At 72.1% G+C, this 26,755-nt stretch carries 24 protein-coding genes; 9 read left to right on the plus strand and 15 right to left on the minus strand.

Going from position 1 to position 26,755, the window contains the following annotated elements:
* Positions 1–9: 9 nt before the first annotated feature.
* The 3 genes from ACIPJI_RS22755 to ACIPJI_RS22765 form a co-directional block, all read right to left on the minus strand.
* Positions 10–213: a hypothetical protein gene (locus ACIPJI_RS22755; RefSeq protein WP_356619530.1), complete on the minus strand. Its 204-nt coding sequence runs from the start codon at positions 211–213 to the stop codon at positions 10–12.
* Between the two features lie 381 nt (positions 214–594).
* A complete protein-coding gene (locus ACIPJI_RS22760; RefSeq protein ID WP_402248384.1) occupies positions 595–1,164 on the minus strand; it encodes a DinB family protein in 570 nt (189 codons plus the stop codon).
* Positions 1,165–1,280: 116 nt separating this feature from the next.
* Entirely contained in the window at positions 1,281–1,961 is a 681-nt protein-coding gene (locus tag ACIPJI_RS22765; RefSeq protein WP_402248385.1) for a TetR/AcrR family transcriptional regulator, read from the minus strand.
* Positions 1,962–2,058: 97 nt separating this feature from the next.
* Here ACIPJI_RS22765 and ACIPJI_RS22770 point away from each other — a divergent pair, with 97 nt between their 5' ends.
* Complete coding sequence (locus ACIPJI_RS22770) at positions 2,059–2,799, plus strand: NAD(P)-dependent oxidoreductase (RefSeq protein ID WP_402248387.1); 741 nt, start codon at positions 2,059–2,061, stop codon at positions 2,797–2,799.
* 132 nt (positions 2,800–2,931) lie between these two features.
* Here the strand turns inward: ACIPJI_RS22770 and ACIPJI_RS22775 are convergent, their stop codons facing one another.
* Positions 2,932–3,996 (minus strand): alpha/beta hydrolase family protein, encoded by a 1,065-nt coding sequence (locus tag ACIPJI_RS22775; protein ID WP_402248388.1) that lies wholly within the window; start codon positions 3,994–3,996, stop codon positions 2,932–2,934.
* 105 nt (positions 3,997–4,101) lie between these two features.
* Here ACIPJI_RS22775 and ACIPJI_RS22780 point away from each other — a divergent pair, with 105 nt between their 5' ends.
* A complete protein-coding gene (locus ACIPJI_RS22780; RefSeq protein ID WP_402248390.1) occupies positions 4,102–4,746 on the plus strand; it encodes a GNAT family N-acetyltransferase in 645 nt (214 codons plus the stop codon).
* Positions 4,743–5,618, plus strand: coding sequence for a PaaX family transcriptional regulator C-terminal domain-containing protein (locus ACIPJI_RS22785; protein WP_402248392.1), 876 nt, complete (start codon positions 4,743–4,745; stop codon positions 5,616–5,618). Before ACIPJI_RS22780 ends, ACIPJI_RS22785 begins: the two co-directional genes overlap by 4 nt.
* Positions 5,619–5,663: 45 nt before the next feature.
* On the opposite strand, the gene ACIPJI_RS22790 is transcribed toward ACIPJI_RS22785, so the two are convergent.
* The 4 genes from ACIPJI_RS22790 to ACIPJI_RS22805 form a co-directional block, all read right to left on the minus strand.
* Entirely contained in the window at positions 5,664–6,293 is a 630-nt protein-coding gene (locus ACIPJI_RS22790) for a class F sortase (RefSeq protein ID WP_402248394.1), read from the minus strand.
* Positions 6,294–6,373: 80 nt separating this feature from the next.
* Positions 6,374–6,715: a sortase-dependent protein gene (locus ACIPJI_RS22795; RefSeq protein WP_402248396.1), complete on the minus strand. Its 342-nt coding sequence runs from the start codon at positions 6,713–6,715 to the stop codon at positions 6,374–6,376.
* A 102-nt stretch (positions 6,716–6,817) separates the two neighbouring features.
* The gene (locus ACIPJI_RS22800; protein ID WP_402248398.1) at positions 6,818–8,818 is read right to left on the minus strand and encodes a sensor histidine kinase; all 2,001 of its coding nucleotides are present in this window, start codon (positions 8,816–8,818) and stop codon (positions 6,818–6,820) included.
* A gap of 7 nt (positions 8,819–8,825) precedes the next feature.
* A complete protein-coding gene (locus ACIPJI_RS22805; protein WP_402248747.1) occupies positions 8,826–9,530 on the minus strand; it encodes a response regulator transcription factor in 705 nt (234 codons plus the stop codon).
* A 43-nt stretch (positions 9,531–9,573) separates the two neighbouring features.
* Here ACIPJI_RS22805 and ACIPJI_RS22810 point away from each other — a divergent pair, with 43 nt between their 5' ends.
* On the plus strand, positions 9,574–10,203 hold the full coding sequence (locus ACIPJI_RS22810; protein WP_402248400.1) for a helix-turn-helix domain-containing protein: 630 nt from the start codon (positions 9,574–9,576) through the stop codon (positions 10,201–10,203).
* Positions 10,204–10,261: 58 nt separating this feature from the next.
* Here ACIPJI_RS22810 and ACIPJI_RS22815 read toward each other — a convergent pair whose 3' ends face one another.
* Positions 10,262–10,531, minus strand: coding sequence for a hypothetical protein (locus tag ACIPJI_RS22815; protein WP_307710092.1), 270 nt, complete (start codon positions 10,529–10,531; stop codon positions 10,262–10,264).
* A gap of 247 nt (positions 10,532–10,778) precedes the next feature.
* On the opposite strand from ACIPJI_RS22815, the gene ACIPJI_RS22820 reads away from it, so the two are divergent.
* Positions 10,779–12,413: an FAD-dependent monooxygenase gene (locus tag ACIPJI_RS22820; protein ID WP_402248402.1), complete on the plus strand. Its 1,635-nt coding sequence runs from the start codon at positions 10,779–10,781 to the stop codon at positions 12,411–12,413.
* Positions 12,414–12,575: 162 nt separating this feature from the next.
* Here ACIPJI_RS22820 and ACIPJI_RS22825 read toward each other — a convergent pair whose 3' ends face one another.
* The gene (locus ACIPJI_RS22825; RefSeq protein ID WP_402248404.1) at positions 12,576–13,709 is read right to left on the minus strand and encodes a S1 family peptidase; all 1,134 of its coding nucleotides are present in this window, start codon (positions 13,707–13,709) and stop codon (positions 12,576–12,578) included.
* Positions 13,710–13,963: 254 nt separating this feature from the next.
* Here ACIPJI_RS22825 and ACIPJI_RS22830 point away from each other — a divergent pair, with 254 nt between their 5' ends.
* Positions 13,964–15,637, plus strand: coding sequence for a protein kinase (locus ACIPJI_RS22830; RefSeq protein WP_402248405.1), 1,674 nt, complete (start codon positions 13,964–13,966; stop codon positions 15,635–15,637).
* Positions 15,634–16,269, plus strand: a complete 636-nt coding sequence (locus ACIPJI_RS22835) for a hypothetical protein (RefSeq protein ID WP_356619501.1) — start codon at positions 15,634–15,636, stop codon at positions 16,267–16,269. The genes ACIPJI_RS22830 and ACIPJI_RS22835 overlap by 4 nt, the downstream gene beginning before the upstream one ends.
* Before the next feature lie 127 nt (positions 16,270–16,396).
* Here ACIPJI_RS22835 and ACIPJI_RS22840 read toward each other — a convergent pair whose 3' ends face one another.
* Entirely contained in the window at positions 16,397–18,592 is a 2,196-nt protein-coding gene (locus tag ACIPJI_RS22840; RefSeq protein WP_402248407.1) for a discoidin domain-containing protein, read from the minus strand.
* Between the two features lie 391 nt (positions 18,593–18,983).
* The gene (locus ACIPJI_RS22845; RefSeq protein ID WP_402248408.1) at positions 18,984–20,036 is read right to left on the minus strand and encodes a LacI family DNA-binding transcriptional regulator; all 1,053 of its coding nucleotides are present in this window, start codon (positions 20,034–20,036) and stop codon (positions 18,984–18,986) included.
* Positions 20,037–20,518: 482 nt separating this feature from the next.
* Between ACIPJI_RS22845 and ACIPJI_RS22850 the strand changes: the two genes are divergently transcribed.
* Positions 20,519–22,042 carry a DUF6056 family protein gene (locus ACIPJI_RS22850; RefSeq protein WP_402248410.1) on the plus strand — a complete coding sequence of 508 codons (1,524 nt, stop codon included), beginning with the start codon at positions 20,519–20,521 and terminating at the stop codon, positions 22,040–22,042.
* Here ACIPJI_RS22850 and ACIPJI_RS22855 read toward each other — a convergent pair.
* From ACIPJI_RS22855 to ACIPJI_RS22865, 3 genes are all read right to left on the minus strand, one after another.
* Entirely contained in the window at positions 22,017–22,994 is a 978-nt protein-coding gene (locus tag ACIPJI_RS22855; protein ID WP_402248412.1) for a glycosyltransferase family 2 protein, read from the minus strand. The two genes, ACIPJI_RS22850 and ACIPJI_RS22855, sit on opposite strands and share 26 nt — an antisense overlap.
* Positions 22,995–23,204: 210 nt before the next feature.
* Complete coding sequence (locus ACIPJI_RS22860; protein WP_402248414.1) at positions 23,205–24,167, minus strand: lytic polysaccharide monooxygenase; 963 nt, start codon at positions 24,165–24,167, stop codon at positions 23,205–23,207.
* Positions 24,168–24,391: 224 nt separating this feature from the next.
* Complete coding sequence (locus ACIPJI_RS22865; protein ID WP_402248416.1) at positions 24,392–25,420, minus strand: endonuclease/exonuclease/phosphatase family protein; 1,029 nt, start codon at positions 25,418–25,420, stop codon at positions 24,392–24,394.
* Positions 25,421–25,527: 107 nt separating this feature from the next.
* On the opposite strand from ACIPJI_RS22865, the gene dnaN reads away from it, so the two are divergent.
* Entirely contained in the window at positions 25,528–26,661 is a 1,134-nt protein-coding gene (gene dnaN / locus ACIPJI_RS22870) for a DNA polymerase III subunit beta (protein ID WP_402248749.1), read from the plus strand.
* The last annotated feature ends 94 nt before the right edge of the window (positions 26,662–26,755 follow it).

The raw sequence follows: 26,755 nt of genomic DNA on the forward strand, positions 1-26,755 counted from the left end.
CGCGACGCATCAGCATTCGTAGGCGTACTCCGCCCTGCCGCCGGTCGAGTCCCAGGTGAAGGTGGCGGACCTTCCGGCGCGGATGCTCTTGCAGTCGGGGTCCCAACCCCAGTCGATGGAAACAGTGGCGTTGATCGTGTGGTTGCAAATGTTCCTGACCTGCGCCCTGCCGTTGGCGTTGCTGGTCAGCGAGGCGCATCCGACGGACGACACAACGGGCGTGGTCCCGGACGGCCCAGGTGCGGCAGCAACCGCCGGTGCTGCTCCGGTCGCAGCGAGGGTCCCCGCCGCGACTGCCATGGCCAAGGGCGTCAGGATATTGCGGGTACGCGGCATTCTCTGGTGTCCCTTTCCCTGTGAGTGCCCTCCCACGGTGGTGGGGGGCTCTCCCTGTTTGGGCGGCGCCAAGAGCTTGTTGGCTCAGGAAGATCCGGAACAACAGGTACGGGCTGTCCCGGACAGGGCGCCGCTGTCCGGCCTGCTCACAGCTCTGTCCGGGTGCTGTCCCGGATCTGCCGGGGGCAGGACATGGAGTTGCCGGGGGCAGGACCAGGAGTTGCCGGTGACTTCACCGGTGGGCAGGGGTGCCCCTCGTCACTGGCCCACCCTTCCGTCGACGCACTCACGCAGCAGGTCGGCGTGCCCGCAGTGACGGGCGTACTCCTCGATCCGGTGCACCATCAGCTCCCGGATCGAGGTGTTGTCCTTCCCCACCCGCTCGCCCAGATCGGGGTGTTCGGCCAGCGCGGCATCGGTCGCCGCCTGCTCACGCTCCAGATCCAAGTACGCGGCGTCGACCATGGCCTGCTCGGCGACAGCTTCGTCGAAGTCCGCGTCACGCCGGCCGTACAGCTTCGGCAGGGGGTCGCCGTCGGTGATCCAGTTGCGCCAGTCCCGCTCCACCTCGGCGAGGTGCCGGACCAGGCCGAGCAGCGACATCGTCGACGGCGGAACGGACCGACGGGCCAGTTGCTCCGCGTCCAGGCCCTCGCACTTCATCCGCAGGGTCATGCGGTAGCCCGTCAGAAAGTCCTGCAGCGTGGCAAGCTCGCCGTCCGGACTGACAGCTTCCTTGTTGCGGGGGTCGTCGTCCGGGTCTGCCCACATATCGGGGTAGACGGTTGCCTGGGTCCATCGTGCAGGTTGATCACTCATACGGTGCATGGTGATCTACGACAGCCCTCGTCCGCTACAGGATTCTTCATCGCGACGGGTCGCGTTGTGCGAGCGACTCGGTGAACACGCGGGGCCTTGAAGCGTCGCGAGGCTCGGCGGACGGGTCACAGCCAGGTTTCGCGCTGTTGTTGCAGTCCGTCGAGGATCAGGTCGAGTCCGATGTCGAACTCCGCGGCGTACGTGTAGCCGGGTTTCAGGGCGTGGTGGGTGATCATCTCGGTGAGGTGAGGGAACTCGTCGCCGGGCATCTGCTGCATGATCGAGTCGGCCAGGTCCTCGATGCCGGCGGACGGTTCGAACGGGAGGCTCAGCTCCTGCAGGGTGAATCCGTAGATGTAGCTGTCGAGTACGGAGAACGCGTGCGCGGCTCCGGCGATGGTGAAGCCGCCCGCTCGTAGACAGCCGATGACCGCGTCGTGGTGGCGCAGTGTCGCGGGGCCGGGGTTGCTGCGGGAGTCCATGAGGCCGATCGCCCACGGGTGGCGGATCAGCGCGTCGCGTGTCGATACGGCGCGTCGTCGCATCGCCGCCCGCCAGGCGAGGTCAGGGGGCGGGAGTTCGATCTCGCTGAAAAGGAGGTCGACCATGCCGTCGAGGATCGCTTCCTTGTTGCGGACGTGGTGGTAGAGCGACATGGCTTCGACGCCGAGCCGGTCGGCGAGTTTGCGCATCGTGAGCGCGCCGGTGCCGGCCTCGTCCGCGAGCGCGAGCGCCGTGCGCAGGACCGTGTCCTTGCTGAGAGGTCGGCGGCGGGGTGCCGGCGTGCGGGCGGGCTCGGTGGCCACGGATTCCTCCTCGGGGGTTTCACAGGTTGACAACCTTACTTCGTAAGGCACACCCTTACAGCGTAAGGACGGGGCGGGGAGAGGGAGGGCGAAGGTCATGGAACAGAACAGCTCGGAGGAGTCCCGGAGAACGGGCCCGCGCAAGAAGATGTGCGTCGTCGGCGCGTCCGGGAAGCTCGGGCGGTACATGGTGCGGCACGCGCTGGACCGGGGCTACGAAGTGGTGGGCGTGTGCCGGGAGCAGAGCGTCGGCAAGCTCGCCGAGTTCGAGGGCCGGATCATGGTGGTCCCCGCGGCGACCGACGACCGTGCGGCCGTCGCACGGGCGGTGGACGGCTGCCAGGCCGTACTCACGGTGCTGGCCCCGTGGGGGATGAAGAACTACTCCTCCGGCACGGCCCGGGCCGTGCTCGAGGCGGCGCCTGCTGGGGCCCGGCTGGTGTTCTCCTGCGGCTGGCACATCACCCGTGACGGGAAGGACGTCTACACGCGCAAGCTCAAGGCGTTCGTGGCCGTTTTCGGGCGGCTGGCCAGACTGGCTCGTGTGGGCGACCTGGACGACCAGGTGGAGGCGTGCCGGAGGATCTTCGCCAGCGACACCGACTGGACGGTCGTCCGCGGCAGCGCCCTGGAGGAGGGTGAGAGCCAGGGCCTGCCCGTGTGGAGCCGGCATGTCGGCGACCCGGTCCTCGCGAGCAACCTGACCCGTCGCGTGGACTTCGCGCTCTTCATGGTCGCCGCGGCGGAGGACGACGCCCTCGTCCGGGAGGCCCCGGCCATCGTCGGCCGGCTGACCCCGTCGGCCGTGGCCCACGCCCCTACGAAGGGTGCGGCGTGATCCGCGTTCGGTGAGGCTGGGCGCGGTACCCACCGTTGAATCCCGAATCGCGCCACGGGCGGCTGTTGCCCACCGCTGGGTCCACCGCCGTGCGACGCAGGCGGCCGCGACGGGCGTGAGGCCCCGGGAGCGTCATGGGGTGGCGTTGCCGCCGCGGCCGAGACCGTTGAGGAACTGTCGTTGGCCGCCCAGGAACCCGTCCGCGAAGAGCGAGCGGGGAGCGAAGAGCGCGGTGAGTGTGATCTTGAGATCCGACTGTTCGACGGACTGCTTGAGCAGCGAATGGGTCGCGTCCGGGTAGCGCGTGACCGTCAAGGCACCGCCCGCGTCCAGCACCTTGCGGTAGACGCGCTCCGTGTCGGCGGTGTCCACGTTGAGGTCATGGCCCGCCAGGGTCAGCAGCACCGGGACGTGGCGCAGGGCGCGGAGGTCTCGCGTCGCGTCCGCGGTGTGGTTCTTGGAGATGAAGCCCCAGCGCCCGGCGGTCATGCCGTCCGCGTCGCCGCCCTTCGCCCTGACGTACTCCTCGAAGGTGGCGCGGCGTTCCAGCAGCCGGCGGGTGGTGTCGCTCCTGGCGATCTCGGCGCGGGTGCGGGAGGCCGACGCGCCGTCGGCGCGCAGCTCGGCGAGGAGGTTGTAGCGGCCTTGCCGGAGCCAGTTGATCGCGGGTGAGACGGCGATGACGAAGCTGACGGGCGTCCTGGCGGCGACCTTCGGCAGGACCCAGCCCGCCTGACTGGCACCCCAGAGCCCGATCCGGCCGCCGTCGATGTCCGGGCGGGTGCGCGCCCAGGCGATGGCGGCGGCCGCCTCGTCGGCCCGGTCGTTCATGGACTGCTCGAGCCAGTTGCCGGGGGCGCCCGCGACGCCCGGCTTGTCCCAGGACAGGGAGGCGTATCCGGCCTTGGCGTTCGCCTCCCACATGGGCTTGTAACCGTCGTCGTGGGTGGCGTCGATGGGGCCGTCACCGTGGATGTACACGACCAGGCCGTGGGGTTCGCGGCCGTCCTTGGGGGTGGCCAGTACGCCCCTCAGTATGTGGCCGCCGTGCCGGATCGAGACCCGTTGCTCGTCCATCTCGTAGGAGTGCTGCCACACGACCACACCGGCGAGACCGGTTGCCACGACCAGGACCGTGACGAGTGACCACGCGGCGATGCGGAACCGGCGCCGTCGGGGCCGAATCTTCGGACTCATGAGTCTGACCGCCTCTGCTCGGGAACATAAAACTATCATTGCGAGAACGATCGTCGCATGGATGATAGTTTTCATTTCGAGACGACAGCGCGAAGGGGGCACCGCATGGGACTGGACGAGACGGGCGCCGCTACGGGGCCGGTGACGGTCCGGCGGGGCGTTCCCGCCGGAGCCGAGCGGCGGGCGGCCGAGCTGTACTGGGACGCTTTCGGCCGCAAACTCGGCCCTGCCCTGAACCCGCCGGACAAGGCGGTGCCCTTCATCGCCGCCCACCTGAACGCCGATCGGGCGGTGTGCGCGCTCCTCGACGGGCAGCTCGTCGGCCTCGCCGGCTACCAGCTCGGCGGCCGGGCCCTCACCGGAGGATCGGCCTCCGCCGTGCTGCGTGCGTACGGACACCTGCGAGGACTGCACCGGGTCCTGCTGCTCGCCCTGTTCGAACGCCACCCGGCCGCCGGGCAGCTCGTCATGGACGGCATCGCGGTGGACCCGGTCGTACGCGGCCGCGGCGTCGGGAGCCTGCTCCTCGAGGAAGTGGCCGCCGTCGCGGCGGAGCACGACTGCCGGGAGATCAGACTGGACGTGATCGACACCAATCCGCGCGCCAGGGCCTTGTACGAACGGCGCGGCTTCACGGCCGTACGGACCGAGCACACCCCCTACCTGCGCGGGCTGCTCGGGTTCGGCGCGGTGACCAGCATGCGCCGCCCTGTCGAGGCGAACGGACCGAGAGGACTGCGCACACCATGACCGACCGCATCGAGATCCCCACCCGCATGCTCGTCCACGCACTGATCCGCGAGGACGGCACCGTCGACGCGGGCGAGCTGTACACCGTCGCCAACACCCTGGGCATGAGCGACCAGCAGGTGCGGTTGTGCGTCAAACGCCTCGTGGCCGAAGGCCGGTTCACCCACGAGGGCCGGGGCCGCAAGGCGCGGCTGCACGCGACCCCGGACACCGTACGTGCCCTCGCCCCCAACGCGGACTTCCTGCGGCACGCGTTCGACCAGGACGCCGGGCTCGCCCCCTGGGACGGCGTCTGGCACCTGGCCGCCTTCGCGGTGCCCGAATCGGAGCGCACGTCCCGCGACCTGCTGCGCGAGACGCTCGTCCACCTCGGCGGCGCCCCGCTCCAGGGCGGGCTGTACGTGTGCGCCAACGCCTGGGAACGGTACGTCGAAGAAGCGGCCCACCGCCTCGGCGCCCATGGCGGGCTCACCCTCCTCACTTCGACGGACCTGCGCAGGGGTGACACCCGGGAGCCCGCCGAACTCGCCCGCCTGCTGTGGCCGTTGCCGGAGATCGCCGACCGCTACCACCGCCTCGGCCGCTTGGCCCGGCCCCGCCTCGACCGGCTCACGGGCACCGCCAAACTCTCCCCGTCCGAACTCCTCACCATCGCGGTGGAGCTGGCCGCCGAACTCACCCGCGCCATGGAGCCCGACCCGCTGCTGCCGCCCGAGCTCCTCCCCCGGCCCTGGCCCGGCGCCGGGGCCCGGGAGACCGTCGCCCGATGCTGGGCGGCCCTGCACGATCGAGAAGGCGGCGAAGCCCGCCCGGCCCTCTTCCGCCTCTACGCCGACATCACCCGAGGAGCGGCGGGCCGGGCCGCGCGCTGAAGAGCGCGGCGCGGGCCGACCGGACCCGCGCGGTGAGCAGCGCTGTCAGCGCAGTACGGCGTAGACGATGAGGTTGTCCACCGGGTGGCCTTCACTGTCGAACCGGCCCGAGCAGGTGATCAGGCGCAGGGCGCGGTCGTCGGTCGCGCCGTAGACCTTGTCGGTGGGGAAGGCGTTCTTGCGGACGGTTTCCTTGGCGGTGACGGTGAAGTGGGCGGTACGGCCGGCCGCGTCGCGGACGGCGATGTCCGCGCCCTTGGTGACCTTGGCGAGGTCGTGGAAGACGGCCTTGCCGTAACGGGTGTCGTTGTGGCCGATGATCACGGCGGGTCCGGGCTCGCCGGGGACGGCTGCTCCGGTGTACCAGCCTGCGGTCATGCCCTTTTCGGCGGGCGGGACCTGGACGGTGCCGTCCTCGTTGAGGCCGAGTCGCATCAGGGCGCTGTCCACGCCGATCGATGCGATGGTCACGCGCGCGGGTTCGGCGGAATTCGCCGACGCGGGCGGGGGTGTCGAGCCGGTCGGTGGTGGGGTGGCGCGGGTGTCCGGGACGGTCGCCGTCGTGCCGGCAGGGTCGGCAGGGCCGGCCGAGCAGCCGGCCAGGCCGAGGCAGCCGATGGCGGCGACCGCGGCCAAGGGGCGGGCCCACCGCGTCCGGTGGTGCGTGTGCGGCATGAACTCTCCAGGTCTCCGGACGTGTTCGGCACGGGGGCGGCGCCGCCCGAAGGCGGCGCCGCTGTGTTCGGCGGGGGGTGTCAGCCGTTGGTGCGGCGACGGACCATGAGGGTGACGGTGCCCGCCAGCAGGGCGAGACCGGCGGCCGTTCCGCCCAGGGTGACGGCGTTGCTGCCGCCGGTGGCGGTCCCGGCCGGCTGCTCGCCGGCGTCGACGCCGCCGCGCGGTGTCTCCTTCGCCTCCCTGTCCTTCGCCACGGTCGGCTCAGAGGGTGCGGGGGTCTTCTGGGCAGCCTCGCGGGGCTCGACCGTCGGGGCGGGACCGGGGGTGGTGTCGGCGAAGGCGGCGGTCGACGGCAGGGCGAGCGATCCGGCCGCGACGGTGGCGACGGCGAGGGCTCGCAGGGACAGACGGTGGGACATTGAGTGGCTCCGTTCCAGCTGGGTAGGCCGTGAGGCCTTGATGGCACCCGCCATGCTGGCGTGGAGTTGTGAGGAACCTGTCAGAACGCTGTCGTCATCGCATCAGCCTTCACGGCTGCTGTCCGCCGGCCCGCCGGCCGGGATCCGCAGGGTGAAGACGGAACCCTTCCCCTCGGTACTCACCGCCTGCACCGTGCCGCCGTGCGCCTCGGTGAGTTTCCGTACGATCGCGAGCCCGAGTCCGCTGCCGCCGGTCCGCCGGCTGCGTGACTTCTCCGCGCGCCAGAACCGGTCGAAGACGTGAGGAAGGTCCTCGGGCGAGAGTCCTTCGCCGGTGTCGCTCACATCGATCACCACCGTCCCCGCGTCCCTGTGGGCGCGCAGGGTGACGCTGCCGCCGGGTGGCGTGTGGCGTACGGCGTTGGAGAGGAGGTTGCCGACCGCCTGGCGCAGCCTGACCGGGTCCGCGGTCAACTCCCCCGGCATGTCCGCCGGAGCCGGAACCACCGTCAGCGTGACGCCCGCCGTCTCGGCCAGGCCTTGGTGTGCTGCCGCGACCTGGCCGAGGAGGTCGTGGATCCGGACCGGTTCGGGGTGCAGACGCAAGGCGCCGGCGTCCGCTTCCGCCAGGTCCTGAAGGTCGTCGATGATGTGCTGCAACTGGACCGCTTCTTCCAGCAGGGACGAGACGAAGGCGCCGTCGACGTCGGCGACGCCGTCCTGTGCTCCCTCCAGCCAGCCGCGGATGTTGCTCAGCGGGGTGCGCAGTTCGTGGGCGACATCGCTGACCAGCGCCTTGCGTTGTCCTTCCATGCGCGCGCGGTGGGCCGACATGTCGTTGAAGGCGGCGGCCAGCCGCCCGACCTCGTTGACGGCGCCGGCCGGTACCGGGACGGGGGCGGCGTCGGAGTATCCGCCGTCCTTCATGCGCTGCGCCGCGCCGGTGAGCGCGAGCAGCGGGCGTACGACCCGGGCGGCGGCCAGCACGGACGCCCCGACGGTGAGGGCCAGGACGAGCGCCGCGGCGCCGGCGATCCGGGCGGTGTTCGCGGGTGACAGGTCGAAACCGGGGACGGTGGTGGAGTCGGGGTCGCCGATGAACAGCAGGGCGGGTGAGGCGACATACGCGCTGAGCTGTTCGCTGCGTGCGGTGGTGACGCACGACGCCACGGCGCGGTCGTCGGCGTCGCTGCCGGGCCCGGCGGGCGCCGGGGTCTCGGCCGGGGCGGGGGCCACGGTCGGGGCGGGCGCCGGCACGGCGTCCTCGGTGATCCGGGCGAACCGGTCCTGGCCCGGCAGCGCCGCGGCCCTGGGGCTGCGCCAGGAAAGGCCCAGGGTCAGCTTGACGGGTTCGCGGCCCTGTCGGCTCAGGCACGCGTCGGTGAGCTTGTTGAGCGCGGCCAGCGCCTTGGCCTCGGTCGCGGTGGGTTCGTCCAGTTCCTGGGCGACGCACGCGGTGGTGGACTGGACGCGTTCGAAGTCGTCGCCCAGGACCTCGATGCGCGGACGCCCGCTGGGGCCGGCGACGATGTCCGAGCCGATGCCGTACCCGCGCAGGCAGTCGGCCGTCCGTTCCGCGATCTTCCGTAGTCCGGCGCGTTCGGATTCCGGCAGCCGGAAAGGGCCGACGGCGCGCGGGTCGATGCGGTCCGCGCCGGCCTCGGAACTGTCACCGGACACGGGAGCAAGGGCGGTGTCCGAGGAGAGCGGGTCCACGATCGCGGAGGCCCGGGGCGGCAGTCGCGGTGGCGAAGCCCCGGTTGCGGAGTCGGTGATCGGCTCCCGTTCCTCGGTGGTCAGGGCGACGCGCCTGCCGGTCTGGCGCGCCAGGTGACGTACGGTCGTCTCGACTCCGTCCCACCGGCGATGAGTTGCCGCGTAACCGAGGAGGGTGTGGTAGATCCGGGCGTCGTCGGTGAGGTTCTGGCCCTGCTCCTGCTTGATGGCGCCGGAGGTGGTCTGCACGGCGAGCCACGCGGTGGCGCCGACCGAGCAGACGGCGACGAGGGCGGAGACGGCGAGCAGCCGGCCGAGGAGACTCTTGCGGAGCGGCAGCCGCTCGCCCCGCCCCGGGCGGGACACGGCCGGGTCGCGGCGGAACACGCGAGGCCTAGGAGGGGACACGGGAGGCGCTCGGGTCGGTCAGTTTGTAGCCGACGCCGAAGACCGTGAGCAGCCGGGCGGGCCGGTGGGGCGCGGCTTCGATCTTCTTGCGCAGGTTCATGATGTGCATGTCGACGGTGCGGAGGCTGATGTAGCGGTCGAAGCCGTGCAGTTGCGCCAGCAGCCGCTGGCGGGTGAACACCCGGTCGGGTTCGGTCGCCATCGCCAGGAGGATGCGGAACTCGCCGGGCGTGCAGTCGACCGGGGTGCCGTCGACGCTCACCTCGTGCCGGTCCGGGTCCACGACGAGGGTGCCCACCGACAGGGCGGAGGGTGCTGCCGCATCGCCCACGGCGGCGAGCCGCGGGCGGCGCAGCAGCGTGCGGACCCTGGCCATCAGCTCACGCGGGCTGTACGGCTTGGTCATGTAGTCGTCGGCGCCCAGGTCCAGGCCGAGCAGGAGATCGTCCTCGGTGGAGCGGGCCGTCAGCATGAGCACCGGCAGTTCACGGGCCTCGGCGCGCAGCACACGCAGGACGTCCAGGCCGTCGGCCCGCGGCATCATCACATCGAGGACGAGCAGGTCGGGTGCGCGGTGGCGGACCGATTCGATGGCGGCGCGGCCGTCGCGTACGACCGTGACCGTGTGGTCCTCCCGTTCCAGGTAACGGCGGACCAACTCGGCCTGCTTCTCGTCGTCTTCCGCGACCATGACGTGTGCGCACACGCGCTCGATCCTATGCGGGTGCGCCTACGTGGGCGTGCCGGGCGAGGAAGAGCGCTTCGCCCATCCCGCCGGAGGCGACGACTGCACATCGATCGGTCCGACGCCGGCGCTCTGGCGGGTGATGGCCGGGGACGTCACCCGCTTGGCCACGCAGAGCGTGTACGTCGACGCGCGCCTCGACCTCGCCCATCGCCGGCTCCTCGCGACCGCCCGGACGGGCGACATCGGCTACGCGCTGACGGAAGAGTTGCTCGGCCTGCTCGCCACCGCCATCGGCCAAGTCGTCTCCGGGCCCACACCGCTCGGCGCGCAAGCCCCCGGGACGGAAGCGGTTCTCGTCGCGGCGGCCCGACAGGCGATCAGCGAGGGCCACCCGGCCTCGGAAGGACTGCTTCCGCTCGCAGAACTGCTCGGGGTCTCGCCGTATCGCTTGAGTCGGTCCTTCACCCGAGAACTGGGGGTGTCGGTGACCCGCTATCGCAATCGCGTCCGCGTCGGCCGGGCCCTGGACCGCTTGGAGGGAGGAGAGACCAGCCTCGGCGCCCTCGCCGCGGATCTCGGCTTCGCCGACCAGGCACACCTGTGCAGGACCGTGCGCCAGTACCTGGGCCGTACGCCGACGGCGCTGCGACGCCTGCTCGCACCTCGGACACCTTGACGATCCGCGCGGGCCGACCGGGCGAGAGTGGAGCCGGGAAGGGTCCGGTCCTGGGGGCTCAGGGCGTGTCCCCTTCCCAGTCGAAGAGCCTGGGGGTGCCGTTCCTCGGTCCGTACAGTGAGCGGCCGCCCGCTCCGTAACGGCCGAGCTCGGTGGCCAGCGCGGCTCCTTCGTGCAGTTGCCGGGGCGTCCACCCGGTGACGTCCAGCAGCAGCCCGTCGAGCGGTCCGCCTACCAGCTCGACGTAGTCGTGTCCTGGCTGCGGGCCGGGGTCGGGATCGTCGTGATCGGCTCCGTAGACGCGTCCGCGCATGATCTGCTCGTCCATGCTGCCCAGCGTCGCAGCCGCCACTGACAGTCCGGGGGTACAGCGGGCCGCCCTCGCCCGCCGCCGGCGCGCCCGGCACGGCGGCCGTCGGGCATCGGGGCGCGGCACGCGCACCCTCGGTTGAGGGCCACGCCGTGCAACGCCGCAGGCCACGACTCCCGAGTCGACGCAGCCGCGTTCACGGGGCGACCATGAGAGACGGGGGCCGATCGCCCCGCGCGCCGGGGTTCCCGACAGGAGATGCCGGATGAACCAGACCGATGTGCTGGTGGTGGGCGCGGGCCCCGTCGGGCTCACGGCGGCGGCCGAACTGCGCGGACGCGGTGTCACCTGCCGTCTCATCGACCGGCTGCCGGCCCGGCTGCCCTACGCGAAGGCCGTCGGCATCCAGCCGAGGACCCTGGAGATCTGGGATCGGATGGGGATCGCGCGCGACGCCCTCGCCGCCGCCGCGCCCATGCGCGGCCAGCTGATGTACGTGAACGGCGTGGAACGCATGCGGATCGAGCTCAAGCTGCCGCCGGACGTCCCCTACGGCTTCGCCGCCCTGCCGCAGTACGAGACCGAGCGGATCATCGAGGAGCACCTCACGCGCCGGGGCACCCGGATCGAACGGGAAACGGAGCTGGTGTCGTTCGCCCAGGACGAGGACGGGGTGTGGAGCACGGTCACCACACCGTCCGGACGCACGGAGGAGATCAGGTCCCGCTACCTCATGGGCTGCGACGGCGCACACAGCATCGTCCGCAAGTCGCTGGGCCTCACCTTCGAGGGAGGCGCCTTCCCGGAGGAGTACATGCTGGCGGACGTCGAGGTGGACTGGGGTCTGCCGTCCGGCTACAGCGTGCGCGCCACGCATGTCGGCGACGGTGCCGCCGACGACCTGCTGGTGTGCATCCCGCTGCCCGGACACCGCCGTTACCGGATGTCGATGCTGGTGCCGCCGGAGCTGTCCGTGCGGCAGCAGCCGGACGCCGACAGCGTGGCGCACGGCCTGGAGGGCGGCCGCGCGCCGGAGCTGGAGCATGTGCAGGCCGTCCTCGACCGGCTGGCTCCGGAGCCCACCACGGCGTCGGCGCTGCGCTGGTCGTCGGTGTTCCGCATCAGCCACCGGCTGGTGGACCGTTACGCGCGCGGCAGGGTCTTCGTCGCGGGCGACGCCGCGCACATCCATCCGCCGACCGGGGCCCAGGGCATGAACACCGGCGTCCAGGACGCGTACAACCTGGCCTGGAAGCTCGCGCTCGCCGTTGCCGGGACCGCCCACCCGCGCCTGCTCGACAGCTACGACGCCGAGCGGCGCCCGGTGGGCGAGGAGGTGGTGGGGCGCACTGTGCGGCATGCGACCGCGGGCGGCGTCCAGACGGACCCCGAGGAGCCGCAGACGCTCATGCTGCGCGAGGCCCAACTGCTCGTCGGTTACCCGGACAGCCCGGTCGTCGCCTCCCGCGGAAGCGGCCACGCCGGTCCCGACGCGGGCGACCGCGCACCCGACTGCGGCGGTCTCGTGGGGCCGATCGCAACGTTCCCGGTGCGGCTGTTCGACGTGCTGCGCGGCCGCGACGCGCACACGCTGTTGCTGTACGCCGACGACGAGAGCGGCTGGGAGTCGTGCGTGGGGCTGGCGGACGAGGCCGCACGCCTGACGCACGGACAGGTAGGGTCCACTCTCGTCCTCCACCCCGACGTCCCGGCCCCCATCGGTGCGGACGGCTCGATCCCCCAGGGGTGGCGGGACAGTCGCGGCGAGTTCGGGCGCGTCTACGACGTGCGGGGCCCGACCGCTCTGCTGCTCCGCCCGGACGGCTACGTGTCGCTGCGGCGGACACCACCGTCCGCGTCCGAGCTGTCGGCGCACCTTGCCACGGTCCTGCGGATCTGACCCGCGCGGCGGCCGGGGGCCGGAGGTGCCGCCCGACCGTGCCGGGGACAGGCACGTGTGCACGTGCCCGGCACCGGCCCTGGCACCGATGACGGGGACAGGCGCGGACCACCGCCGTGGTGGCCCGCGCCTCCCGGAACCGTTCGCGGGTGTGCGGCTGCGTCAGGCGGTGTGCAGACGCAGCCCGTAGCGGCCGAGGATCTCGTTGACCGGCTGGTGCCAGGTCTGGCCGCCGCCGGAGCAGTTGCCCCAGCCGCCGGAGGTCACGCCCTGCGCCTGGTCGCCGCTGATGAACGAGCCGCCGGAGTCGCCCGGTTCCGCGCAGACGCTGGTCTTGGTCATCTGATGGACCGCGCCCTGGCTGTAGTTGACGGTCTCGTTCTTGGCGAGGACATGGCCGCAGTGCCAGCGCGTCGTGGAGCCGGAGCGGCACACGGAAGCGCCGATCGGGGCCTCCGCGGAGCCCCGGACCAACTGGTCGGGGACGGTTCCCCAGCCGAGGACCACGGGGACGGTCCACCAGCCGCTGCCGACACTGACCCAGGCGTAGTCGTCACCGGGGAACGAGGATCCCTGGAAGGTGCCGATGTGTGTGCCGTCCCAGCCGCGCACGGCCGCGCCGGCCCGACCGCAGTGGCCCGCCGTGACGAAGCCGCCGTGCACGGAGAAGCCGATGGAGCAGCGCACGTTGCCCGTGTAGTACGGATCACCGCCGACGGTCCCGGCGGCGAACGGCGTCGGGGCCTGCGCGGTCTCCCGGACCGCGATCGGGCCGGCGTCCCTCGCGCGGTCCAGGAAGGCCCGGACATCGTTGTCATGCCGCTCGGAGGCGACGACGTTCACCACGACCCGGTTGGCTTCCGGGTCGACATGCCAACTGGCCACGCCCGCGGGCGCCTTCAGGGCGTCGATCTCACGCTTTGCCGAGTCGAGCTGCCGGGCGCTGTGACGGACGAGCGCCGTGTCGGCGCCGGCCGCCCGGACGGCGCGGGCCCTGCCCGCGTCGGTGAGGGCCACCGTGAGTCTGCCGGTGTCCGCGTCGAACCAGGAGCCGCCGAAGGCCGCTCCGGCGGCGCGGCGGGCCTTTCCTTCGACGGCGGTGGCGGTCTTCTCGGCGGCGAGGCGTGCTGTCGCCTCGTCCGCGTCGAGTCCCAGGTCGCGCTGCATGGCTGCGAGCAGGCCGGAGGAGAGCTCGGGCTCGGCAGCGGGGACGGAGGCGGCCGCGGGGCCGGCGCCGACCGCGGCCCATGAGCCGAGGAGGAGGAGTGCGGACAGGCCCGTGCGAATGGCTGTCATGCGTCTCAAGGCGTTGACCTTTCGTTGTTCCAGCATCGTGGGGGATGGAACAGGCCGTACGGGAGCGCGCGTCGAGAGGCGATTGAGAGCGCTCTCATTGCGCCCGCCCGGAGCGTAGCCGAACTCCAGGGACAGGTCCATGCCAAGTGCACCCCGGAACTTCGGAGGCGTCGCACGCCCGGGCCTTTCTGCGGGAACCGGAGGTGAAAGAAATGTGTCTGTGGTGGGGACAGCGCGTGGGCAGGGGGAACGTGATGAACACCTGGTCGGTGCCCGGGTACACCGAGTCCCGGGAGCTCGGTGCGGGCGGCTGCGGGCGTGTCGTACTCGCCGTCCATGACACCACCGGCGTGCCGGTGGCGGTGAAGTACCTCAACGAGCGGCTCCGCGCGGACTCCGGCTTCGTACGCGAGTTCCGCGCGGAGGCCCAGCTGCTCGGCGGCCTCGACACCCCTTACGTGGTACGGCTCTACGAGTACGTCGAGGCGCCGCAGGGCGCCGCCATCGTGATGGAGCTGGTCGACGGCATCGCGCTGCGCACCTTGCTGGTCCGGGAGGGCGCGACCGGTCCCGAGGCGGCGCTGGCCGTGCTGAAGGGCTCGCTGCTGGGCCTCGCCGCAGCGCACGGCGCCGGTGTGGTGCACCGGGACTACAAACCGGAGAACGTGCTCGTCGCGGCGGACGGCTCCTCCAAGCTCGTCGACTTCGGCATCGCCGCGCACCGAGGGAGCACACCGGGGGTGGCGGGGACCCCGGCGTACATGGCACCGGAGCAGTGGAACGGCGAACCGGCCTCCCCCGCCGCCGACGTGTACGCCGCGACCGCGACGTTCTACGAGTGCCTGACGGGCCACAAACCCTTCCGCGGCGAGAACTTCGCCGAGCTGGCGCTCCAGCACATCGACGCGCCGGTCCCCGACCACGACGCGCCCGAGCCGGTGCGCCCCCTCATCCGGCGGGGTCTTGCCAAGTCGCCGGCACAACGGCCCGCGAACGCGGCGGCGTTCGTGGCCGAGCTCGAGGCGATCGCCCGGGCGGCCTACGGGCCCGACTGGGAGGAGCGGGGCCAGCGCAAGCTGGCGGCGCTCGCCGCACTGCTGCCTCTGCTGTTCCCGTCGGCCGGCGGGCCCGCGGGGACCACCGACCACGCCACCACGTCGATCGGCGCCGGACCGGGCCCAGGGGCGGGCATCGGCTCGGGCATCGGCACCGGCGGATACGTGCCGCCGGCGCTGCGCAAGGCGCTCGTCGGCGTCGCCGCGCTGGCCGTGGTCGCGGTGATGGCCGTCGCGGCACGGGCCGGCGAGGACGCCGCCCCGAAGGCGACCGCGCAGGCCGTGGCGACGACCAGCGCGATGCCGGGCGGCTCGGCCTCGCCGGTGGCGGACGGGGACGGCGACGTCGGGCCGTCGCCTTCGGACGGCGGCTCGCCCTCCCCTTCGGCGAGCACGACCACCGGGCCCGCCGACCCGTCGCCCGCGACGTCGTCCACGCCGCCGGCCCCGCCGACGACGTCCCCGCCGGCCGCGTCACCCACCCCGACCGCCTCCACCGAGCCGTCCACAGAGCCGACGACCAGCGCCCCGCCGACCCTCGCGCCGGTGCAGGTCAAGTCGGTCTCCGTGACGGGCTTCCGGCAGACCGGCCCGTCGACGGCCGCCGCGACCGTCGACGTCGTCACCTCCGGCACCGGACCCGTGAAGGTCGTCATCTCGTGGTTCACGAGCAACGAGAAGGGGGTCCTCGGCGCCGTCGAGAGCACACAGTCCTTCGAGCGGAGCGGCGCGACGCAGTACACCCTCGCGCTGGACCACACGTTCCAGGGGACGGGCTGTTACTGGGCCGTGCAGGCCGGCACCGACCCGGCGGCGGCGAGCGGCAGTTCCACCCAGCAGCTTCTGACCAGAAGGGGGTGCCCGGTCCTGTGAACGACCCACGCACGCCCGCGGACGACGCGGACGAGTACAGCGCGACCGCGCTGGGCAGCCACTGGTTCGAAGGTCCCGACCCGGGGCCTGTCCCCGACCGCGTCGAGGGCGACGTTCTGCGCTTCGGCCCAGGAGTGACCGCGTTCGTGCGGCAGCACGGAAGCGGAACCACGGCCGCCGGGGTCTGGCACGGGACGCTCGCCGGGCAGCCCGCCGACGACCGCGGGCCGCGCGGACGCCGGCGCGGCCTGCGCAGGTACGCCCTGGCCGCCACCGTACTCCTGGCCGTGCTCGGGTTCCTGGCCTGGCAGCGGTACGGGCCGGGCGTTGCCGTGCGGGACGTGGTGGTCCGAACCTCGCCGGACGGGCCCGGCTGCGGCGGGACCGCCGATGTGGTCGGCGTGGTGCGGACCGACGGCCGGCCAGGCACGCTGACCTACCGGTGGGTGCGCAGCGACGGCACCGACTCGGGGCTGCTGCGCGAACGGGTGGGGCGCGGCCAGAAGCAGGCCCGGCTGCACCTGCTGTGGACGTTCGAGGGACGGGGCGAGTACCGCGCGAGTGCGGAACTGTGGATCGTCTCGCCTTCCAGGCACTCCGCGGACGCTCGGTTCACCTACCGCTGCCCGTAGGAGCGTTCACACGCAGCCGGTCGAGGGGTGTACCCGCCGGACGGCCACGTTCGTGCCCGTGCCGGTGGATACGCCCCTCGCTCCCGTGCGGCCGCGGGCCGTCTGCGTCGGCCCGCCTACCGCCGCGTCAGGGGAAGTTGACGACGGTCGAAGGCACCGTCGAGGTCCCTGACGTGGGAGAGCCCATGTCGTTGATGACATGCTCGTAGTGGCCGTGGCCGCTGAGCGAGACGACCAGCAGGCTGTGGAACTTCACCCCGGGTTTGACCGGGGCCTTGAAGCCGTGGTCCTGCCGGATCGTCGGGTCCACGTTGTAGTAGCAGTAGCTGCCCATCCCCCATCCTTCGTGGGTGTTCACGGAGTCGTCGACGCGGTAGGCGGCATAGCCCCTGGTGGCGCCGTTCTGGATGGCGGCCTGGTTGGGCGCGTCGTAGGCCTTCTCGTTCTGGAAGAAGATGGTCCGGCCGCGTTCGCCGTACCACTCGACGTCGTACTTGTTGAAGTGCTCGACGAACAGGCCGGTGGCCAGCACGTCGTCGCCGTGGACGCGGACGCCGTAGTCGGCCCGGTTGGTCTCCCAGCCGACGCCGTCGCCGTGGTCGGCGCGCCAGACCCAGGTGTGGTCGATGATCGTGTCGTCGCTGTTGACGACCATGCTGGTGGTGGCCTTGCCCGGGCCGGCTCCGCCGATGCGGATGAAGACGTCCTGCACGGTGGTGGGGTTGGCCGCGTGGTCGGCGGACGCGCCCTGAGGCCCGACTTCGAGCAGGGTGGGCGAGTTGACGGGTCCCGCGTCGATGAGGAAGCCCGCGAGCCGCACGCCGTCCACGTCGGCGACCTTCACGGCCGTGACGCCGTTGTCGGGGATGATCGTGGCGAGGCCGAGACCGAGCACGATGGTGTTCGCGCGGTTGACGTTGATCGTCTGATCCACGTGGTGGACACCGGGCGTGAACAGCAGGTGGAGGCCCTGGTCGAGCGCGGCGTTGATGGTCGCGGCGGTCGCGCCGGGCCTGACGACGTAGAACCGGTCGAGCGGGATCGACTCGCCCTGCGGTGCGCCGTCGCCCCATGAAGTGCCGCGCGCGTTCACCCGCTTGGCCGGGGCGAACACCTTGTACTGGCCGCCGTCCATGTAGAGGAAGGGCTTCTCGCGGGAGACGGGTGTGGTGTCCAGCGTGGTGTACGGCGGATTCGGGAAGCCGGTGGCGGGCGCGCCCTGGACGCCGGAGAACGTCATGTTCCATACGCCGTTGGTCCAGCCGCCGACGGAGCTGTCGCGGGTGTACCACTGCTGCTGGGAGTACGGCCCCACCGTGCCGTCGATCTCGCTGTCGGCGATGTAGCCGCCGCTGGCCCATCCGTAGCCGCTGGGGGCCAGGTTGAGGTCGCCCTTGACGTGCATCCGGCGGAAGGGGGCGGCCTGGGAGACGGCCCAGCGGTTGGTGCCGTTGACAGGGTTGAGGGCGAGGTTCTCCGCGGAGCGCCAGAAGTTCTGGGTCGCGTTGCCGTCGAACCAGCCGGCGTCGACCGTCACATCACCGTTGAAGGTGGTGTCGTCCGGGTTGAGCCCGAGACCGGAGATGGAGGTGTAGAAGCCGATCTGCGCGTTGATGTTGTTGTACGTGCCCGGCTTGAACAGCAGTTGATAGCGGTCGGTGCCGAACTGCGCCGACTCCTGGCGTCGGAAGATCTCGTCGAGCTTGCCCTGGATGTCGGGCGTGGAGGGGTCGAAGACGAGGACGTTGGGACCGAGGTCGCCTCCGCCGGGGATCTCGGGGCCGCCTCCCCCGTTCACGGTGCCGTAGATCTTGAACTCCCAGAGCGAGTAGCCGTACTGGGTGGCCCGGGCCGTCCCGTACATGCGCACGTAGCGCGCGGTCCCGGAGACGTTCAGGGTCTCCGTGCCGCCGGGGCCGGTGGTGGTGGAGTGGGCGGTGGTCCAGTCGGTGCCGTTGCCGGACAGCTCGATGCGGTAGCCCTTGGCGTAGGCCGCCTCCCAGGCCAGCACGACCTGGGTGACGGTGGCACTGGCGCCCAGGTCGACCTGGATCCACTGCGGGTCCGAGAAGGCGCTGGACCAGCGGGTGCCGGCGTTGCCGTCGACGGCGTCGGCGGCGGCCGTGCCGCCGTTCTCCTGGCTCGAGGCGGTCGCCGTTCTGCCCTGGGACAGCAGGACGGGCGCGGCCTGCGCGGGCGCCGCGGGCAGCAGACCGAGCAGGGCGGCGACCATGGCGGTGACGATCAGCGCGACGGTGCCGCGCCGCCGGTGGTGCGCGAGGTTCGCGGGTGGTCCGAGCTGTCTTGTGGGGGCAGCGGACATGGCTGTCTCTCCTGAGGGGGTCAGGGGCGGGTGCTGATGCTGGTGCTGTGTACGGAGGTGCCGTGTACGGAGGTGCTGCGCACGGAAGGCCGGCTCAACCTGACGAGAGAGCGCTCTCTCAGGTACACGGATGATTCTCCCGGTGTCACACCGCCGTCAAGACGTGTGCAACAACTCACCGAAGCTGGGGGCACTTTGAGGCCGCAGGCTTCAAGTCCCGAACCCTTTCGGCCCCTTTGGGGCCACGGAAGGGGATCGGCGGGGCTGTTGACTTCCGTTCCTTCATCCCACACCCCGTACGTCGGCGACGGTTCACGGCTCAGGAGAGCGCTCCCGGGAGGGAGCGCTCTCCCTCCATCCGAACGGCTTCCTCCCCCGGCCCGGCCGTTGCTCAGGCCGACTCCCGGATCACCAGCGACGGGTGGAAGACCACCGAGGGAAGGGGGTCGCCCGGTTCACGGATCTGCCGCAGCAGCAGCCTCGCCATCTCCGAGGACATCTCCTCGACAGGTTGCCGTACCGTCGTCAGCGGCGGGTCGCACGCCTGCGCGGCGTTGCTGTCGTCGAAGCCCACCACGGCGACGTCCTCGGGCACCCGCCTGCCCTCGCGGGACAGCACCGGCAGCGCGCCCATGGCCATCAGGTCCGAGGCGACGAACACACCGTCCAGGTCGGGCCGCCGCGCCAGCAGCCGCTTCATGGCGGCGGCGCCGCCGACATGCGTGAAGTCGCCCTCCACCCACGCCAGATCGTCGATCCCGTGCCGGGCGAGCGCGCTGCGGAACGCCGCCAGCCGCTCCTGTCCGGCGGGCATGTCCTGCGGTCCGGTCACCGTGCCGATCCGGCGGCGGCCCAGCGACACCAGGTGTTCCGCGGCCAGTTCGGCGCCGGCCCGCTGGTCCACCTCGACATAGGTCAGCCGGCCGCTGCGGCTGCTGCGTCCCGAAAGCACGGCCGGCAGTCCGGTACCGGTGATCAACTGCGGCAGCGGGTCGGACCCGTGCGAGGAGACCAGCACGACGCCGTCCACATGGCCCTGGCGCAGGTACGACATCAACTGCCCGCGCGACGTCTCGTCGTCGACCAGCATCAGCATCATCTGGACACCCGCCGGCCGCAGCACCTCCAGCAGGCCGCTCACCACCCGCCCGAAGTACGGGTCGGTGAACATCCGCCCCACGAACGGCGTCGCACCGGACCGCTGCTCCTGCTCCGAGACGACGAGCGCGATCGAGTCGGTCCTGCGGGTCACCAGGGAGCGGGCGGCCCGGTTGGGGACGTAACGGGTCGCCTCTATCGCCTCCTCGACGATCCCACGCAGCCCGGGGTCCACCGTCGGCGCCCCGTTGATCACCCGGGAGACGGTGGCCCGGGAGACGCCCGCCACCCTGGCCACGTCCTCGAGCGTCGCGGGGCGGGTGGGCACGGGGGCATCGGCAGTCATGGGTTCTTTATACCGGGGCCGGTGGGCGCGGCCGGACGATCCTGCCTGCTCAAGGGGTCCGCCCGCAGGGGCGGGCGGTGGGCGGGCACGCCGACGGATCGCGCGCGATGAGCGGCCCCGCGGGGTTGCGGTCCACACGGTCCCGCGCGGTGCCGCCGTGCGCAGGGCCCGCCGTGTCGCGGGCGGCCGGCCGAGTCACCCGGCCGCCGTGCCCCGTCACCGCGCTGAGCAGCGGCTACGTCGGCAGCCCGCCGCGAATGGCGCCCTGCCCGGACGAGCAGCCCGGACGAACGGACCAGCGAGCGGACCGGGCGAGCGGACCGGTGTCCTCCGCCGCCGCACGACGGAGCCGGCCGCTCTGGTCGGCCACCCCTGCGCGTCGCCCACGCCACGGCCGGCTGCCACTGGATGCTGATGGAACGGTGCACCAGGAATTCGCCTCTTCGGTGCCGGATCAGTGTTCGCGGAAAGGCAGTGGTGATATGGCCGTCGGCGCATCGGGCGTCACCGTCGCGAGTGAAATGGACGGCCACGGCGGGCCGGCGGGGGCGGTCGGGCGGCCGGAGGGGCGGCGTGGTGGCCCGGCGGCGTGGGTGGGGCTCTGGCCGTTCGTCCTCGCGGGCCTGCCCCTCGGGCTGTTGGCGGTCGCGTCGTGGTTCGGACGTCATGTGCGGCCCAGCGCCGACGAGTGGTGCTTCCTGCCGGTGGTACGGGACGACGGCATCTCCGGACTGATCGGCAAGTTCTGGTTCACCGACAACGGGCGGCTGGGCAACGGCCTGCTCGTCGGTCTGTACGCCGAGTTCCCGGTCGCGGGTCACCAGTGGTTCGGGCTCGTCAGCGGGCTCGTCATGCTCGTGCTGCTGTGGGCCCTGGTCGTGCAGGTGCTGCGCAGGGCCGGACAGGAAGTGCCGCGCGGTGTGCCGCTGTTCGTGGCAGCCATGGTCTGCGCCGTCTTCCTGTTCGCCACGCCCAACACGTACAAGACGTTCTACTGGCCCGCCGCGTCCGTGTCGCACACGGTGGCGCCGGTGCTCGCGTGCGCTGCCGTGCTGCCACTGCTGTGCTCACGCGGCCGCGCGGGCAGGATCGCCGCGGTGGTGTCGGCCGCGCTCGCCGGAGTGTTCATGGGGACGCTGTCGGAGGAGGCGTCGGTCGTCGCGCTGGTGGTGCTCGCGGGCGTGGTGCTCTTCGCGCACCGGGTTCTCGCGGCCCCGGTGCGCCGCGTCGCCCGGGTCTGGTCGCTGGCCGGCGCGGCCGGTGTCGGGGTCGGGACCCTGCTGCTGTTCTTCTCCCCCGGCTCCCGCAACCGCCGCGAGCGCTACGGGGCCGAGAGCGCGTCGATGCTGTCCCCCGACTCACTGCTGGGTTCGCTGCGCGGCTACACGGAGATCCTCGGCACGGTATTCGGTACCTGGCAGCATCTGGGCGCGGTGGCCGCCGGAGTGCTGCTGGGGCTGGTGGCGCGCGGCCGGCCCGGCCGGGCCCCGGTGCTGCTGCCGAGGCCGCTGCTGCTGGTGGGGCTCGGCGCGGCGGCGTTCCTTGTCGCCGGCTGGCTTTGCACCGTCATCACGTATCCGGTCTTCGGGGAGCGGGTGGTGACCACCGAACGGACATGGAACGACTACCTGCTGCTCCTTGTGGGCCTCCTCGTCGTGGCCGGGGCCTTCCTGGGGCGCGCGCTGCGGCCGTACGTGCGCGGCCTCCGGTCCGCGGGAACCGTCGCGGCCGCGGCCGCCGTGTGCGCGGCCACGGTGCTGAGCCTCGTGGGGCCCTTGGTCGATCTGGGCCACGACATGCGGGTGCGGGCGGAGCGGTGGGACCACCAGGACCGGTATCTGCGCGAGGGAGCGGCCCGGGGCGCGAAGGAACTCCCCTACTCACCCACGCCGGTGGCCAGGATGCTGGAGCCGTTCGGTCAGCAGGGGCGCAAGGTGTGGCCCGCGCAGTGCGTCGCCGACTACTACCGGCTGGACAAGGTCACTTACTCAGAGCGGCTTCCCTGACGGGCGCCCCGGGCTGTGTGGCGCCGGTCTCGTCGGTCTCCCGGACCACGTAGTGGGGCCGGCGCTTGGTCTCGTGGTAGATGCGGCCCACGTACTCGCCGATGATCCCGAGGGTGGCGAGCTGGATTCCGCCGAGACCCACTATGGCGGCGATCAGGGTCGCGTAGCCGGGGGTTTCGACGCCGTCCAGGACGACGTTGAGGATGATCCACACCGCGTAGGCGAGCGCGGACAGGAAGAGCCACAGCCCGGTGTGGATCGCCAGGCGCAGCGGGCGGGTGTTGAAGGACAGCAGACCGTCGATGCCGTAGTTGACCAGCCGCCGGCCGCCCCACTTGGAGCTTCCGGCGGCCCGACGCACATTGGTGTAGGCGAAGCTGACGGTGTCAAAGCCGATCCAGGAGAAGAGTCCCTTGGAGAAGCGGTTGGACTCGGGCATGTTCAGCACCGCCTCGACGGCCCTGCGGGACAGCAGCCGGAAGTCCCCTGCGCCGTCGACGACTTCGACGTCCATGAAGCGGCGGACGAGCCGGTAGTAGCCCTGGCTGAGGACCGTCCGCAGTGTGCCTTCGCCGGTGCGGTCGCGGCGGGCGACGACCTGGTCGTAGCCGTGGTGGTGCAGTTCCAGCATTCGGGGCAGCAGATGGGGCGGATGCTGAAGGTCGGCGTCCATGAGGACGACGGCGTCCCCGCGGGACATACGCAGTCCGGCGAGCATCGCGGACTCCTTGCCGAAGTTGCGGCTGAAGGAGGTGTAGCGGACGCGCGGGTCCGTTGCGGCGAGCTGCTTGAGGCGCGCGCCGGTGCCGTCGCCGCTGCCGTCGTCCACGTAGCAGATCTCGAATTCCGTACCGGTCGGCTCGAGTGCCGCGACGAGTTCCTGATGGAACAGGTCGAGCACGTCGTCCTCGTTGAAGCACGGCACGACGACCGAAGTATGGACCGTTGTCATGTCACTCCATGCAGCTGTGGTGCGGGCGGGCTGTGCTTCCCGGTGGGCCCGTTGCATGGAGGGAAGAGGGCCGGCGGGCCGCGGAGGTTGCTCTCATGATGGCTCCGGTGCCTGTTCGTCACCCGCAATTGAGCTGTCGGAGGGCGTGCCCCCGCCGGGACGCCGGTCTCGCGGCCCTTCAGTGACGTACTGCCCTTCGGTGACGTGCTGTCAGAGACGGTTCCGTCGCCACAGGACCACCGATCCGCAGACGGAGACGAGGGCGAGGGCGGCTGCTGCCGCACCGAACAGGACCGTGGGACGGTCGCCGGACGCGCTGCCCGCGGGCGCCGGGGCGGCCTGGCCGGAGGACGGTGCCGGAGCGGGGGCGCCGGCCGGCGGTTCACCGGGTGCCGGCTCACCGGGCGCCTGGGAGGGGGCGGGCTCGTCGGGCGATCCCGGCGTCGCCGGGCCGGAGGTCCGGCCGGCCGGGTCGTAGGGCTGTTGCGCGGGCGGGGTTCCGGGCCGCGTCGTGGCCTGCCCGCCGTCCCCGGGTGTGAGGACCACGTCCGAGCACGAGTAGTACGTGTCAGGGGTGTCCGTGTTCCGCCATACCGTGTAGAGCACATGCCGCCCCGTGAGGTCCGCCGGCAGACGTCCGCTGATCCGGTAGGCGCCGTCCGTGAGCGCGGGATCGGTGTCCGTCGCGAACGGGCGGGTGTCGAGGTCGGCCCACCGCAGCGGCGCGGACGGATCGTACCCCTGCCGGGTCAGGTACAGCTCGAAGGTTCCCTCGTGCGGGATGCTGGAGCGGTAGGTGAGGGTGAACGTGCCACCGGCCTTCAGCGGTGTGGCGGGCCAGTCCGTGCGGGCGGTGTCCAGGCCGCGGTAGGCGTCGAGGCCCGCGCTGCACAACTGCCCGTCGGGTACGGCCTCCTGGTCCCTGCCCTCGACGCCGGGCAGCCGCAGGTCGTCCCACGCGCCGATCGCGGCTCCCCCGTTCGCGGCGACGGCGGCCCGGCACGCGCCCGACGCGCGCTGCGCTCCGTCGAGCCCGCAGACGGCGGCTCTGCTGACCGGGTCGGTCGGCGTCCCGTGGGCCAGGGCGGGGCCGCCGGTGGCCAGCAACAGCGGTACGGCGCCGGTCAGTGCGGCAACGGCGACGGCAACAGGGGTACGGCGACGTCCGGACATCGGCTGCTGACCTCCTCGGGCTCGACGGCTGCCGTGGAGTACGGGCGGGGCGGCGCGGGCGTTCACTGTGAGGACGGGCGTGCCGGCGGTCACGGGGCCGGGCGCGCGGCCGGTTGCGCGGGCAGTCGTCGTGGGCGCGCGGCCGGCTGTGCGGTCACAGGGGCGGCCGCCCGGCAGGCAGTGCGGTGACGTGGGAAGCGCCCGGCGGGCGGCCAGGCAGCGCGTCACAGGGTGATCGTGGCGGCGATCGGCAGGTGGTCGCTGCCGGTGGCGGGCAGCGAACGGACACGCGTCACCGCCGCGGACCGGGCCAGGATCTGGTCGATCCTTGCCACGGGGAACGACGCCGGCCAGCTGAACGCGAAACCCGGTCCCGCCACCCCCACATGTGCCAGCACCGGGTCGAGACCACGGTCGTCGACGGTGCCGTTGAGGTCGCCCAGCAGGATCACCCTGGCCTCCTTCTCGGCGGCGAGCGCGGCGCCCAGCAGACCGGCGCTCTCGTCGCGCCACGCCGAGCTGAAGCCGTGCAGTCCCAGGCGCACCGAGGGCAGATGAGCGACGTGGACGGCGACGGGGCCCTGCGGGGTCACCGCCGTGGCGCGCAGGGCGCGGTTCCACCCCGGCCCGAAACCGCGCGGCTTGATGTCCACCGGCCGCACGTCCTCCAGAGGATGCGCCGACCACAGGCCGACGGTCCCCACGACCGCGTGGTACGGCAGGTGCCGCGCCAGCTCCTTCTCGTAGGCGGGCAGCACGGCGGGCGTCACCTCCTCGAGGGCGACGAGGTCCGGGCGTACACGCAGGAGGGCCCGTGCCGTGCCTGCCGGGTCGGTGTTCACGTCGCTGACGTTGTGCTGCACCGCCACGAGGCCGGCCCGCTCCCCCGACGCGGGCGGCAGCAGGGGCGCGAAGAGGAACGACCACGCGGCGACGGGCAGCAGCAGAGCGACGAGCGCGGTGACGGAACGGCGCAGCAACGCCGCGACCAGCAGCAGGGGAACGGCGAGACCCAGCCACGGCAGAAACGTCTCCAGCAGACTGCCGATCCTGCCGACGGTGTTGGGCACGGCGAAGTGGAAGGCGAGCAGGCAGGCGACGAGTACGGCGAGGGCCGCGAGGACGCGGCCCCGGCGGAAGCGCGAGTGGCCGCGGTGGTCCGTTCCCCAACTGCCCCTGGTGGGCAGCCGGATGCCGAGCCGCTGCGCGAAGGGCCTGGGCACCGCCGTGCGGTGCCCGTCCGCGTCGCTCATGCCATCGCTCCGTTTCCCCGTCGGACCGACGATCTTGCCAGCTTCCCGGCCGGGCGTTGTCAGTGGCGGCCGATAGCGTCCCCACCACCGAGGAAAGAGGGCTGCTGATGGAGTTCCGGATGGAGCGCGGGGCACTGGCGGACGCGGTCGCGTGGGCGGCGCGTGTGCTGCCGGCACGGTCCCCCGTGCCCGTGCTCGGCGGGTTGCTGCTCGAGGCACGCGCCGGCGGTCTGCTGCGCGTCTCGGGGCTGGACCACGAGGCCTCGGCCCGGATCGAGGTCGAGGCGGACGTCGAGCAGCCCGGACAGGTGCTGGTCCTGGGCCGCAGACTGCTGGACATCTGCCGGGTCCTGCCGGGCGGGACGGTGCGGTGCGCCCTCGACGGCGGGCGTTTCGCCATGAGCAGCGCCGGCGCCCGCTTCGGCATGTCGTTGCTGCCGTGCGAGGAGCGTCCGGCCATCCCCGCGCTGCCCGAATTCTGCGGTGCGGTGGACGCGGAGGTGTTCGCCGCCGCCGTGGCGCATGTGGCGGTGGCTGCCGGGCGCGACGATTCGCTGCCAGTGCTGACCGGCATCCGTCTGAGCGTGGACGGGGAGACGATGACGCTCGCGGCGACGGACAGGTACCGGTACGCGGTGCGCACGCTGGGCTGGAAGCCCCTGTCGCCGCAGGCGTCCGCCGATGTCGTGGTGCCTGCGCGGCGGCTCTCCGACATCGCCCGGTCGCTGGACCGGTCGGGCACGGTCCGTATCGCGCTGGACGGCGGCACGATCGGCTTCGACAACGCGGGGAGGCGGCTCAGCACCCGGCTCCTCGACGGCCGGCTGCCGCGGCACGACAAGCTCTTCGCCCTGCCGGACGGTGCCGTGGCGCTCACGGCCAGGGCGCCGCTGCTCGAGGCGGTGAAGCGGGTGTCGGTGGTCGCGGAGGGCGACAGCCCGCTGCAGTTGTCGTTCTCCGCGGACTCGGTCCGTCTCCACGCCGGCTACGAGGACGATGTCGCCTCCCAGCAGTTGCCCGCCGCCCTGGAGGGCGCCCCGGAGATGACGGTGGCGTTCAACCCGTCGTATCTCGTGGACGCCTTGTCGTCGTTCGACACGGACAGCGTGCGGTTCCGGCTGCTGGGGCCCGGGCAGCGGGCGCTGCTCAGCGCCGCGGCGGATACCGGCACGCGGCCGGCCGGCGATGCCGGACAGCACTCCCATCAGCATCTGCTGATGTCGGTGAAGTCACCGGCCTGACGAGCTGTCACCGTCCCTCAGGGCATGGATTGATCAAGCATGCGCAAAGAAAACACATGAACGAACGCGCCGGCTGCCGATGGATCTACCTTCG

The organism is Streptomyces sp. NPDC086835 (assembly GCF_044745705.1).
In the GTDB taxonomy this organism is placed as follows: Bacteria; Actinomycetota; Actinomycetes; order Streptomycetales; family Streptomycetaceae; genus Streptomyces.

Excerpts from the sequence above, each read along its gene's own strand:
- ACIPJI_RS22780 (WP_402248390.1), top strand. The coding sequence starts at position 4,102 with ATGGGACTGGACGAGACGGGCGCCGCTACGGGGCCGGTGACGGTCCGG.
- ACIPJI_RS22820 (WP_402248402.1), top strand. The coding sequence starts at position 10,779 with ATGAACCAGACCGATGTGCTGGTGGTGGGCGCGGGCCCCGTCGGGCTC.
- ACIPJI_RS22760 (WP_402248384.1), bottom strand. The coding sequence starts at position 1,164 with ATGCACCGTATGAGTGATCAACCTGCACGATGGACCCAGGCAACCGTC.
- ACIPJI_RS22860 (WP_402248414.1), bottom strand. The coding sequence starts at position 24,167 with ATGTCCGGACGTCGCCGTACCCCTGTTGCCGTCGCCGTTGCCGCACTG.
- ACIPJI_RS22830 (WP_402248405.1), top strand. The coding sequence starts at position 13,964 with ATGAACACCTGGTCGGTGCCCGGGTACACCGAGTCCCGGGAGCTCGGT.
- ACIPJI_RS22845 (WP_402248408.1), bottom strand. The coding sequence starts at position 20,036 with ATGACTGCCGATGCCCCCGTGCCCACCCGCCCCGCGACGCTCGAGGAC.
- ACIPJI_RS22770 (WP_402248387.1), top strand. The coding sequence starts at position 2,059 with ATGGAACAGAACAGCTCGGAGGAGTCCCGGAGAACGGGCCCGCGCAAG.
- dnaN (WP_402248749.1), top strand. The coding sequence starts at position 25,528 with ATGGAGTTCCGGATGGAGCGCGGGGCACTGGCGGACGCGGTCGCGTGG.
- ACIPJI_RS22775 (WP_402248388.1), bottom strand. The coding sequence starts at position 3,996 with ATGAGTCCGAAGATTCGGCCCCGACGGCGCCGGTTCCGCATCGCCGCG.
- ACIPJI_RS22855 (WP_402248412.1), bottom strand. The coding sequence starts at position 22,994 with ATGACAACGGTCCATACTTCGGTCGTCGTGCCGTGCTTCAACGAGGAC.
- ACIPJI_RS22790 (WP_402248394.1), bottom strand. The coding sequence starts at position 6,293 with ATGCCGCACACGCACCACCGGACGCGGTGGGCCCGCCCCTTGGCCGCG.
- ACIPJI_RS22825 (WP_402248404.1), bottom strand. The coding sequence starts at position 13,709 with ATGACAGCCATTCGCACGGGCCTGTCCGCACTCCTCCTCCTCGGCTCA.
- ACIPJI_RS22840 (WP_402248407.1), bottom strand. The coding sequence starts at position 18,592 with ATGTCCGCTGCCCCCACAAGACAGCTCGGACCACCCGCGAACCTCGCG.
- ACIPJI_RS22815 (WP_307710092.1), bottom strand. The coding sequence starts at position 10,531 with ATGGACGAGCAGATCATGCGCGGACGCGTCTACGGAGCCGATCACGAC.
- ACIPJI_RS22785 (WP_402248392.1), top strand. The coding sequence starts at position 4,743 with ATGACCGACCGCATCGAGATCCCCACCCGCATGCTCGTCCACGCACTG.
- ACIPJI_RS22805 (WP_402248747.1), bottom strand. The coding sequence starts at position 9,530 with ATGGTCGCGGAAGACGACGAGAAGCAGGCCGAGTTGGTCCGCCGTTAC.
- ACIPJI_RS22850 (WP_402248410.1), top strand. The coding sequence starts at position 20,519 with ATGGCCGTCGGCGCATCGGGCGTCACCGTCGCGAGTGAAATGGACGGC.
- ACIPJI_RS22795 (WP_402248396.1), bottom strand. The coding sequence starts at position 6,715 with ATGTCCCACCGTCTGTCCCTGCGAGCCCTCGCCGTCGCCACCGTCGCG.
- ACIPJI_RS22865 (WP_402248416.1), bottom strand. The coding sequence starts at position 25,420 with ATGAGCGACGCGGACGGGCACCGCACGGCGGTGCCCAGGCCCTTCGCG.